Raw genomic sequence first — 10,068 nt, 5'->3', positions numbered from 1 at the left:
GTGGGCAAGGTCGGCATGGACGAGGTCACCCGCGGCGTGCTGCCCTTTTTGACCGCGCAGTTCGCGCTGCTGATGCTGATGGTGCTGTTCCCGGCATTGGTGACGGTGCCCGCCAGCTGGTTCTACTGACTTTTTGCCCTGAGACCACCCAGAGAGGAGACCCGTGATGACGACAAGCAAGACCCTGAAATTCACCCTGGCCGCGGCCGCGGTGCTGAGCTGCTTCGGCGCCCAGGCCCAGACCGCCAAGAAGGTGAACTCGAAGAACATCGACCCGTACTACAACGTGTGCCGGGGCACCAGCCCCGAGTGCTACAACGACTGGCACGCCTTCGACAACACGCCCAACCGCGTGCTCATCTACTCGCGCACCGCCGGCCCGCGTCACGCCAACCTGGGCCCGGCGCTGCCCGCCGGCCTGAACCCGCCGCTGGCCGATGCCAACGTGATGCAGCGCAGCCTGGTGAGCATGCTCAACGCCGCAGGCATCCAGGCCGACTGGACCGAAGACGTGACGGTGCTGTCGGGCCGCATCAACAACTACAAGACGGTGATCTTTGCCAGCAGCAACCGCGACACGCTGTGGAACGCCGCGGCCACCACCAGCAACGACGCGGCCCGCACCGCGCTGCGCAACTACATGCGCCGTGGCGGTGGCTTCGTGGCCATCCACAACGCCTTCGGTGCCGAATACAACTGGCCCTACTACGAAGGCCTGCTGGGCAATGCCAACTTCTACAACCACTCGGCCAACCGCAATGGCGTGGTGGAGCTGATCGGCAACGACCCGTCCACCGCCGGCGTGTCCACCCGCTTCGAGTTCCAGGACGAGTGGTACAACCTCGCGCCCTTCCCCACCAACGTGAAGTTCCTGGCCAAGGTGGACGTGAGCACGCTCAACCCGCCCGATGCGCCGCCGCACCCCGGCCACCCCGACTTCTTCCCGGTGGCCTGGTGCCAGTACTACGACGGCGGCCGCGCCTGGCTGACCACGCTGGGCCACAACGCCACCTCCTTCACCGGCAGCGGCCCGGGCGCGGCGCAGTTCCAGAAGATGGTGGTGCAAGGCGTGAAGTCGACCATGGGCCTGTCGCCCTTCTGCACCCAGTAAGGCCAGCGCAGTCATGAAGCAGTACCTTGCACTTGGCGCCCTGGCCCTGGGCCTGGCCGCCGCGCTGCCGGCCAGCGCCGCCAGCTTCAGCTTCGGCTTCGACAACGTGCTCAGCCAGGGTGAACTGGATGAGCCGGGCAACACCCAGCTCAGCTTCAACCTGGGCGCGGGCTCGTTCATCACCGGCCTGCGCTACGAGGTCGACGTGGAGGCCTACACCGGCAGCTGGCTGAGCGAAATCTCGCTGAGCATCACCGGCCAATCGGGCGAAGGCATCGACTTCCTGCCGGCCCCCGACCGCAACACCGAAGGCCGCTACAGCGCCAGCGGCAGCCTGGACCTGCTGAACCAGGGCCTGGGCTTCCGCCTGGGCAGCGACGGCCAGCTCAAGCTGCAGTTCTACGACGAGGTCAAGGACCTCTCGGGTGCCGACGGCGTGTGGCACAGCGGCAAGCTGACCTTCGACTACGTGGCCGCGCCGGTGCCCGAGCCGGCCACCTGGGCTTCGCTGGCCGCCGGCCTGGCCGCGCTGGGCCTGACCGCGGCCCGCCGCCGACGAGCCGACACGCCGGGCTGACCCCCTGACCGGCTGACCCGACCGGGGCCCTTGGTGGCCCCACCCGATTGCTTGCCTGACGCACAGGCCCGGCAGCGGGCGCGAGCCCATCTCGCGCACCCGCTGGGCGGGCCTGCGCCCGACCTTCCGCATCGACCCATCCACCCCGGAGTACACGATGACCTTCAATCCCACCCTGCGGCTGCTGATTGGCGCCGGCCTGCTGGCCGCGGCCCAGCTGGCTTCGGCCGCCGACAACTGCTGCCTGCCCACCACCACCGACTTCCCGAAGGTGGGTGGCAACCTGGGCAACCAGAACTACTCGTCGCTGGCCAAGATCAACAAGGCCAACGTGCGCCAGCTGGGCGCCGCCTGGATGACCAGCCTGGAAGGCGGCGCCAAGGCCGGCAATGCGCAAAGCACCGCCGTGGCCGTCAATGGCGTGCTGTTCATCGAAACCGCGCAAGGCCGCGTGCATGCGGTGGACGGCAAGACCGGCGTGGTCAAGTGGAGCTACAACCCCGGACGCGGCGGCCAGACGCGTCGCGGCGTGGCCGTGGGCGATGGCAAGGTGTACACGCTGACCACCGGCAACTACGTGATCGCGCTGGACCAGGCCACCGGCAAGGTGGTCTGGGAAAAGCAGTACCAGGGCTACGGCAACATCGCCAAGGTGGCCGTGGTGTACCACGACAAGATGATCTACGTGGGCACCAGCGACGGTGATCGCGGCGCCGGCCTGGCCATCAACGCCACCAACGGCGACCTGGTGTGGCACTTCTTCGGCGCGGCGGCGCCCGGCACCATCGGCGGCGACACCTGGGAGGGCAACAGCTACCTCGAAGGTGGCGCCACGCCCTGGATCCACCCCGCCATCGACCCCGAGCTGAACACGCTGTACTGGACCTTCGGCAATGCGCGCGCGGGCTCTTCGCAGAACGGCTCCACCCGCGGCGGCCAGAACCTGTTCGCCAACTCCATCGTGGCGATGGACGCCAAGACCGGCGCCTACAAGTGGCACTTCCAGTCCATCCACCACGACATCTGGGACATGGACAACGTGATGGCGCCGGTGCTGGCCGACATCCGCGTGGGCGGCCAGAACAAGAAGGCGGTGGTGTACGGCAGCAAGACCGGCATGTACTACATCCTGGACCGCAGCAACGGCCAGCCGCTGCTGGGCATCGACGAGAAGCCGGTGCCGGTGGACCCGCGCCAGAAGAGCTGGCCGACGCAGCCGTGGCCGCGCGGCGGCAGCTTCGTGCCCACCTGCCCCACCACCGAAGGCCCGGCCCGTGCGGTGCCCAACTTCAAGACCGGCTGCCTGTATGCCGCGCACTGGGACGAGCCCATCCTCTCCTTCCCCGGCCAGGGTGGCGGCGCCGACTGGAACCACCAGTCGTTCAGCCATACGACGAAGTGGATGTACACCGGCGTGGGCTACGTGGGTTCGGCCCACTCGCTGACCGAAGCCAGCAACGGCCTGCGCCCGCTGGGCACCGGCATGTCGGGCGGCATCGTGGCGGTCGACCCCTCCACCAACCAGGTGGTGTGGAAGAAGGACCTGCCCTGGTCCGTCGCGCACGGCAACGGCATCCTGACCACCGCCAGCAACCTGCTGTTCATCGGCCAGCCCGACGGCAACCTGCTGGGCCTGGACGCGCTCAACGGCCGTGAGCTGTGGCGCTTCCAGACCGGTGCCAGCATCAACGCCAGCCCCATCACCTACGAGATCGATGGCGAGCAGTACATGGCGGTGTTCGCCGGCGGCTCGGGCCTGCCCTTCAGCGATGCGCCCCGCGGCGACTACCTGTGGGCCTTCAAGGTCGGCGGCAAGGTGCCGCCGCTGCCGGCGCCGGTGCCGCCGTCCACCCGCCGCCAGATCACGGCCGCCGCGGTGGAAGGCACGGTGGTGAACAACACCGTGGTGCTCAACCGCAGCTACAGCAACGGCAACGTGGGCGCGGTGGAACTGGACACCACCAACGCCATGGCGCCGCAGCACCTGCGCGTGCCGCAGGGCACCACCGTCACCTTCCTGAACCCGGCCACCAACACCAAGAACCACTGCGCCACGCAGTTCTTCGAAGGCCTGTTCAATGCCGGCCCGCTGGCCCCGGGACAGTCGTTCTCGTACACCTTCACCCAGAAGGGCGAGTACTTCTACAACGACTGCACCAGCCCGCGCGCCACCGGCAAGGTCGTCGTCTATTAACACCAGGAGGACACACATGAAGCTCAACCTGCTGGGCGCGGCCACCGCGCTCATCCTTGGCTCGGCTGGCGCCCTGGCGGCGCCTTCCACCGCCTCGTTCCAGATCACTTCGTTCTCGCAAGTCGTCTCGGGCGGCACCCTCACCTGGCTGGGGGGCGGCTACCAGGACCTGTTCGTCGAATCGCGCGAAGCCGGCGGCCTGGGCGGCAACCAGATCGACGGCCTGAAAGGCGACCGCAGCACCACCAGCTTGTCTACAGAAGTGGCGCATGCCGGCGCCCAGGTGTCGACCACCCCCGCAGGCCTGCTGCAAGGCACGGCCAGCGCCACGCCGTTCTACGTGAGCGATACGGCCCAGCCGCACGTGGGCATCGTCAATGCGTCGCAGCTGGGCGAGTTCTCGCTGTCGCAGGCCGGCAGCGTGACCTTCACCGTCAACTACACGCTGACGGCCAATGCCCAGGCCGGCGACCCGCTGAGCACCTATGCCTATTCGCAGCTGGTGTTCGAGGCCGGCAACTACGCCGACACCACCCCGGCCACGTTCACCGACCGGCTGCACACCGCCGAAGGCAGCAGTGGCACCCGCAGCGGCAGCTTCACCTACACCGTGAATCTGGCCAGTGCCGACGACGTGGGCTACTACAACTTCAACGCCAATGCCTATGGCACGGCCATCGCCGCGGCGGTGCCCGAGCCGGGCGAATGGGCGCTGATGCTGGCGGGCCTGGGCCTGCTGGGTGGCTGGCGTCTGCGCCAGCAGCGGCTGACCCAGGGGGTGGCGGCATGAGCCTGGCATCCATCAAGACCTGGCGCCTGGCCGGCACCGGCGCGGCGCTGACCGCTGCGCTGCTGGCCGCCCCCGCGGCCCATGCGCTGGACATCGGCGGCCTGCAGCTCGACGAAGCCGCCTTTGCCGACACGCTGGTGGCTTCCAGCGGCGTGTACACCACCTCGGGCGGTTCGCTGACCGAGGTGCTGACGGACAAGAGCCTGTCGAGCTGGGCGATGTCGATGACGCCCGGCGCCTACGTGACGCTGGGCTTCACCGACCGGCTGCTGGTCAACGGCGCGGGCAACGATCTGGCGCTGTTCGAGCGCGGGCATGAAGCCTACGAATACTCGCAAGAGGGCTTCGACAGCTTCAACATCACCATCAACGGCATCACGCGCCAGTACTTCACCACCGAGACCACCACCATCGTCGACGACTACAACGTCAACATGACCATGGTGGACCTGAGCTTCTTCGGCGTGGCCGAAGGTGCCACCGTCTCGCAGGTGAAGATCGGCATGGACTTCGACACCCGCGGCTCGCGGCCGCAGCTGCAGCTGGTGGCCGGCATCAACACCGTGGCGGCGGTGCCGGAGCCGGGCACGGTGGCCCTGTCGCTGGCCGGTCTGGCGGTGTTGGGCGGGGTGGCCCGCCGGCGCCGCCGCGCTGGTGCAGGGGTGGCGGCCCGATGAGCCGCCGGGCCCGCCTGCTGGCCGCCGGCGTGGTGCTGGCCGCGGCCGCCATTTTGCTGGGCCGGCCGCTGGGGGCCCAGCCGGCGCCGGGCGGCACCGCCCCGGCCGCGCCCGCCGCCTTCGGGCCCGCGCTGCTGTTCGCGATGAACGACGGCCGCAGCGGGCTCGAGCTGTGGCGGGCCGATGCCGGTGGCGCACCGCCGCGCCAGCTGCTGGACATCCGGCCCGGGCCGGCGGGCAGCTACCCCAGCGGCTTCACGCTGCTGGGCGAACCGGGCGCCGGTGGCGCGCTGTACTTCACCGCCAACGACGGCCAGCACGGCCTGGAGCTGTGGCGCACCGATGGCACGCCCGCCGGCACCCGGCAGGTGGCCGACATTCAGCCCGGTGCGGCCGACGGCCTGCCCAACCACCTGGCGGTGCTGGGCGGGCAGTTGCTGTTCTCGGCCGACGACGGGCAGCACGGCTTCGAGCTGTGGGCCAGCCGTGGCGATGCCGCCAGCACCCGGCTGCTGGCCGACCTGCACCCCGGCCCGGGCGGCTCTTCGCCCCGGCTGTTCACCGCGGTGGGCGACCAGCTGTTCTTCGTGGCCGACGATGGCCGCCATGGCGCCGAGCTGTGGGTGACCGACGGCACCCGCGAAGGCACACGGCTGGTCAAGGACATCCGCCCCGGCCCCGAAGCCGCCCACCCGCAGCAGCTGGTGGTGGTGGACGGGCGCCTTTTCTTCGTGGCCGACGACGGCCGCCACGGCGGCGAGCTGTGGACCAGCGACGGCACCGCCGCCGGCACGCGGCTGGTGGCCGACCAGCGCCCTGGCGCCACGGGCGCCAACCCCCGCTACCTGACCGCCTGGCGCGGCGCGCTGTACTTCGCGGCCGACGATGGCCAGCACGGCACCGAGCTGTGGCGCTGCGATGGCGAAGGCCGGCAGCTGCAGCTGGTGGCCGACATCGCGCCCGGCCCGGCGCATGCGGTGCCCAGCTTCCTCACCCCAGCGGGCGATTTGCTGTACTTCAGCGCCAACGACGGCCTGCATGGCTCCGAGCTGTGGGCCACCGACGGCACACGCGGCGGCACCCGCATGGTGGCCGACCTGGTGCCCGGCCCCAGCCCTTCGGCGCCCAACCGGCTGTGGGCGCATGGGCGGCAGCTGCTGTTTGCCGCCCTGCACCCCGACAAGGGCTACGAGCTGCACATCAGCGACGGCACGGCCGAAGGCACGCGCCTGCTGGCCGACCTGAACCCCGGCACCGGCAGCAGCTACCCGCACGACTTCACGCGGGTGGGCGACACGGTGTTCTTCATCGCCGATGGCGCCGAAGGCCTGACCCGCTTGTGGACGCTGGCGCCCGACGGCCGCATCACGGCCCTGCCCTGAGCACCCCCGCCGCCGGCTGCGGCCGGCGGCGCATGCCGGCCGCCACAGGCGACAAATGGCGACCTGATCTGTCGGCGGCTGCTGACATGGCCTGCACCCGGCCCTGGATAAATTTCGTTGCGAACAGCTCGCAAAGGAATGCCCTTGGCCAACACGCCCCGACTCACGCCGAAACACGCCCCCGTGGCGCTGGACACCGAAGGCTTCGGCTCGGGCCCGGCCGGGCGAGACATCTTCTTCGCCGCGGTGGAAACCACCCGCATGCCCATGGTCATCACCGACCCCAGGCTGCCGGACAACCCCATCGTGTTCGCGAACAACGCCTTCCTGGAGATGACCGGCTACAGCCAGGACGAGATCCTGGGCCACAACTGCCGCTTCCTGCAGGGCCCCGACACCGACCCGCATGCGGTGGCCGAGGTGCGGCGCCACATCGCCGAAGAGCGCGAATACGCCACCGAGCTGCTGAACTACCGCAAGGACGGCAGCAGCTTCTGGAACGCCTTGTTCGTCACGCCGCTGCGCAACCATGCGGGCGAGCTGCTGTACTTCTTCTCGTCGCAGCTGGACGTCAGCCGCCGCAAGGACGCGGAATCGGCCCTGGGCCAGGCACAGAAGATGGAAGCGCTGGGCCAGCTCACCGGCGGCATCGCCCACGACTTCAACAACCTGCTGCAGCTGATCCTGGGCAACCTGGATGTGATGGCGCGGCGCGTGAAGACGCTGGACGAAGCGGATGCCACGCTCAACAAGGCGCTGCTCAATGCGCGCGAGGCCACGCGCAAGTCGGCCACGCTGACGCAGCAGCTGCTGGCCTTTGCCCGCAAGCAGCAGCTGCGCGGCCGCGTGATCAACCTCAACGACCTGGCGCTGAACACCGCCGACCTGGCCAAGCGCTCGCTGGGCGACTCGATCACCCTGCGCACCGAGCTGGACCCGCAGCTGTGGAACTGCCGCATCGACCCCACGCAGGCCGAGGTGGCGCTGCTGAACCTGCTGCTCAATGCCCGCGACGCGATGCCTGGTGGCGGCGTGCTCACCATCCGCACCGAGAACGTGGAAGTGTCGGCCGACGACGCCCACACCCATGGCGTGCCGGCGGTGGGCCGCTTCGTGCGCATCGCGGTGACGGACAACGGCAGCGGCATTGCGCCCGAGCTGCTGCCACGGGTGATGGACCCCTTCTTCACCACCAAGGAGGAAGGCCAGGGCACCGGCCTGGGCCTGTCGATGGTGTATGGCTTTGCCAAGCAAAGCGGCGGCGCGGCCAACATCTATTCCGAGGTGGGCGACGGCACCACGGTGCGGCTGTACTTTCCGGCCACCACCGACTACGTGACCAAGCCGGCGCCGAGCGGCGCCACGCGCGCCGCCTCGGGCCATGAGCGGGTGCTGGTGGTGGACGACCGCCGCGAGATCGCCGAGATGGCCGCGATGATGCTGCGCGATGCCGGCTATACCGCGATGGAATGCGGCTCCGCCCGCGAGGCGCTGGAGCTGCTGGAGACCGACGGCCCCTTCGACCTGCTGCTGACCGACCTGATCATGCCGGGCGGCATGAACGGCGTGATGCTGGCCCGCGAGGCCCAGGTGCGCCGGCCCGACCTCAAGGTGCTGCTGATGACCGGCTTTGCCGACTCCACGCCCGACCGCTGGGGCGGCACCCACTACGACATGATCTTCAAGCCCTATTCGCAAAGCGACCTGACCCGCAAGGTGCGCAACACGCTGGACGGCAGCAACGGCACCAGCTGACGGCGCATGCCAGCGGGCGCGGGCGTCCTACCGCCGGTGCCGGAGCTGTCCCACACGCCGCCGCACGGTCACATCGAACAATTCATCCACCCACCCACAAGAGGAGATTTCCATGGTCCGCATCGCTCTCGTTTCCGCTGCCCTGATCGGCACCCTCGGCCTGGCCGCCTGCGACGTTCAGAAGACGCAGGAAGGCGACGTCACGCTGCCCAAGTACAGCGTCGAGAAGGAAAAGGAAGGCAACGTCACGCTGCCCAAGTACGACGTGAAGACGCCGGACGTGAACGTGACCACGGAACAGAAGACCGTGGAAGTGCCGACGATCAAGAAGGAAGAGCGGACCATCGAAGTGCCGAAGGTGGAAGTCACCCCGGCCAAGGACAAGTGATCCCGGCCTGTAAGTAACACCCGCGGCTGCCCACCCGGGGGCGACTCTTAGAATCGCCGTCCCATGCATCCGCGGCTCATCGCCTTCCTCGTTGCGCTGGTGCTGCTGTGCACCGGCGCAGCCGCGCATGTGGAGCCGGTGCCCCTGCTGGGCTGCGATGCGCTGGAACTGGCCTGCAGCCTCGGCTGGGCCAGCGCCGAAGAAGGCGCGCTGGCCGGCGAGCCCGCCGAAGGCCGCAGCCTCAGCAACAACGGCCTGGATGGCTTGGGCGATGGTCCCGGCGTGATGCCCGCACCCGCCCCCACCTGGCCCAGCCGCCCTGCGGCCACCGCCTGGCTGCGCGGCCGCGCCGCCGCCATTCCGCTGCCGCCCTACCTGGACGGCCTGCAACGCCCGCCCTGCCGCGCCGCCTGACACCCGGGCAGCGGCCCCTTCAGGTGCTGCCCGTCTTGCGGCTGCCACGCGCAGCCGGCAAGCTTGCTTCGCGCTGTACTCCTTTTCACCACGACCCACATGCGCACCTGCGGCCGCCGGCCGCAGCGTGGCGCCACTGCACACCATGGACTTTCTTCTCGACCCCAACATCTGGATCGCCTTCGCGATGCTCACCGCGCTGGAGATCGTGCTCGGCGTGGACAACATCATCTTCATCTCCATCCTGGTGGGCCGGCTGCCGCCGGACATCCGCGACAAGGCGCGCCGGCTGGGCCTGGGCTTTGCGATGGTCTCGCGGCTGGCGCTGCTGTTCTCGTTGAGCTGGGTGATGGGCCTGACCAAGGACTTGTTCACCATCGCGGGCCAGGGCATCAGCGGGCGCGACCTGGTGCTGCTGCTGGGGGGCCTGTTCCTGCTGTACAAGGCTTCGCACGAGATCTTCGTGGAAGTGGAAGCGCATGAGCTGGACGGCCCGCCCGAATCCACCGCCACGCCCGAGCAGATCAAGGCCGCGGGCGCCCGCGCCTTCTGGGGCACCATCGGCCAGATCGCGGTGATCGACATCGTGTTCTCGCTCGACTCGGTGATCACCGCGGTGGGCATGGTCGACGAGCTGCCGGTGATGGTGGCCGCGGTGATCGCCGCGGTGGGCGTGATGCTGTTCGCCGCCAAGACCATCGGCGACTTCGTCGACAGCCACCCGTCGGTCAAGGTGCTGGCGCTGGCCTTCCTGGTGATGGTGGGCATGGCGCTGACGGC

10 protein-coding genes are annotated in these 10,068 nt (G+C 69.2%); all 10 read left to right on the top strand.

Annotated features, from left to right (window positions below):
• Positions 1–166 precede the first annotated feature (166 nt).
• A complete protein-coding gene (locus ABNT58_RS09880) occupies positions 167–1,111 on the top strand; it encodes a ThuA domain-containing protein (protein WP_348753317.1) in 945 nt (314 codons plus the stop codon).
• Positions 1,112–1,124: 13 nt separating this feature from the next.
• Positions 1,125–1,688, top strand: a complete 564-nt coding sequence (locus ABNT58_RS09875; protein ID WP_348753316.1) for a PEP-CTERM sorting domain-containing protein — start codon at positions 1,125–1,127, stop codon at positions 1,686–1,688.
• A gap of 157 nt (positions 1,689–1,845) precedes the next feature.
• Positions 1,846–3,882, top strand: coding sequence for a PQQ-binding-like beta-propeller repeat protein (locus ABNT58_RS09870; protein WP_348753315.1), 2,037 nt, complete (start codon positions 1,846–1,848; stop codon positions 3,880–3,882).
• Positions 3,883–3,898: 16 nt separating this feature from the next.
• Positions 3,899–4,672, top strand: a complete 774-nt coding sequence (locus ABNT58_RS09865) for a PEP-CTERM sorting domain-containing protein (RefSeq protein WP_348753314.1) — start codon at positions 3,899–3,901, stop codon at positions 4,670–4,672.
• On the top strand, positions 4,669–5,349 hold the full coding sequence (locus ABNT58_RS09860; protein WP_348753313.1) for a PEP-CTERM sorting domain-containing protein: 681 nt from the start codon (positions 4,669–4,671) through the stop codon (positions 5,347–5,349). The genes ABNT58_RS09865 and ABNT58_RS09860 overlap by 4 nt, the downstream gene beginning before the upstream one ends.
• On the top strand, positions 5,346–6,731 hold the full coding sequence (locus ABNT58_RS09855; protein WP_348753312.1) for an ELWxxDGT repeat protein: 1,386 nt from the start codon (positions 5,346–5,348) through the stop codon (positions 6,729–6,731). Before ABNT58_RS09860 ends, ABNT58_RS09855 begins: the two co-directional genes overlap by 4 nt.
• A gap of 144 nt (positions 6,732–6,875) precedes the next feature.
• Positions 6,876–8,486 carry a histidine kinase famiy protein gene (locus tag ABNT58_RS09850; protein ID WP_348753311.1) on the top strand — a complete coding sequence of 537 codons (1,611 nt, stop codon included), beginning with the start codon at positions 6,876–6,878 and terminating at the stop codon, positions 8,484–8,486.
• Between the two features lie 112 nt (positions 8,487–8,598).
• Positions 8,599–8,874 (top strand): hypothetical protein, encoded by a 276-nt coding sequence (locus tag ABNT58_RS09845; protein WP_348753310.1) that lies wholly within the window; start codon positions 8,599–8,601, stop codon positions 8,872–8,874.
• Between the two features lie 63 nt (positions 8,875–8,937).
• Complete coding sequence (locus ABNT58_RS09840; protein WP_348753309.1) at positions 8,938–9,288, top strand: hypothetical protein; 351 nt, start codon at positions 8,938–8,940, stop codon at positions 9,286–9,288.
• A gap of 145 nt (positions 9,289–9,433) precedes the next feature.
• Positions 9,434–10,068 (top strand): TerC family protein (locus ABNT58_RS09835; protein WP_348753308.1); only part of this gene is annotated, 635 nt, incomplete at its 3' end.

It is taken from the genome of uncultured Aquincola sp. (assembly GCF_964001545.1).
In the GTDB taxonomy this organism is placed as follows: Bacteria; Pseudomonadota; Gammaproteobacteria; order Burkholderiales; family Burkholderiaceae_C; genus Aquincola.
This window is presented reverse-complemented; position numbering and strand designations above follow the sequence as displayed.

Bases quoted from the DNA above. Each gene is read 5' to 3' on its own strand.
- ABNT58_RS09845 (WP_348753310.1), top strand. From the start codon at position 8,599: ATGGTCCGCATCGCTCTCGTTTCCGCTGCCCTGATCGGCACCCTCGGC.
- ABNT58_RS09865 (WP_348753314.1), top strand. From the start codon at position 3,899: ATGAAGCTCAACCTGCTGGGCGCGGCCACCGCGCTCATCCTTGGCTCG.
- ABNT58_RS09880 (WP_348753317.1), top strand. From the start codon at position 167: ATGACGACAAGCAAGACCCTGAAATTCACCCTGGCCGCGGCCGCGGTG.
- ABNT58_RS09860 (WP_348753313.1), top strand. From the start codon at position 4,669: ATGAGCCTGGCATCCATCAAGACCTGGCGCCTGGCCGGCACCGGCGCG.
- ABNT58_RS09855 (WP_348753312.1), top strand. From the start codon at position 5,346: ATGAGCCGCCGGGCCCGCCTGCTGGCCGCCGGCGTGGTGCTGGCCGCG.
- ABNT58_RS09870 (WP_348753315.1), top strand. From the start codon at position 1,846: ATGACCTTCAATCCCACCCTGCGGCTGCTGATTGGCGCCGGCCTGCTG.
- ABNT58_RS09875 (WP_348753316.1), top strand. From the start codon at position 1,125: ATGAAGCAGTACCTTGCACTTGGCGCCCTGGCCCTGGGCCTGGCCGCC.
- ABNT58_RS09840 (WP_348753309.1), top strand. From the start codon at position 8,938: ATGCATCCGCGGCTCATCGCCTTCCTCGTTGCGCTGGTGCTGCTGTGC.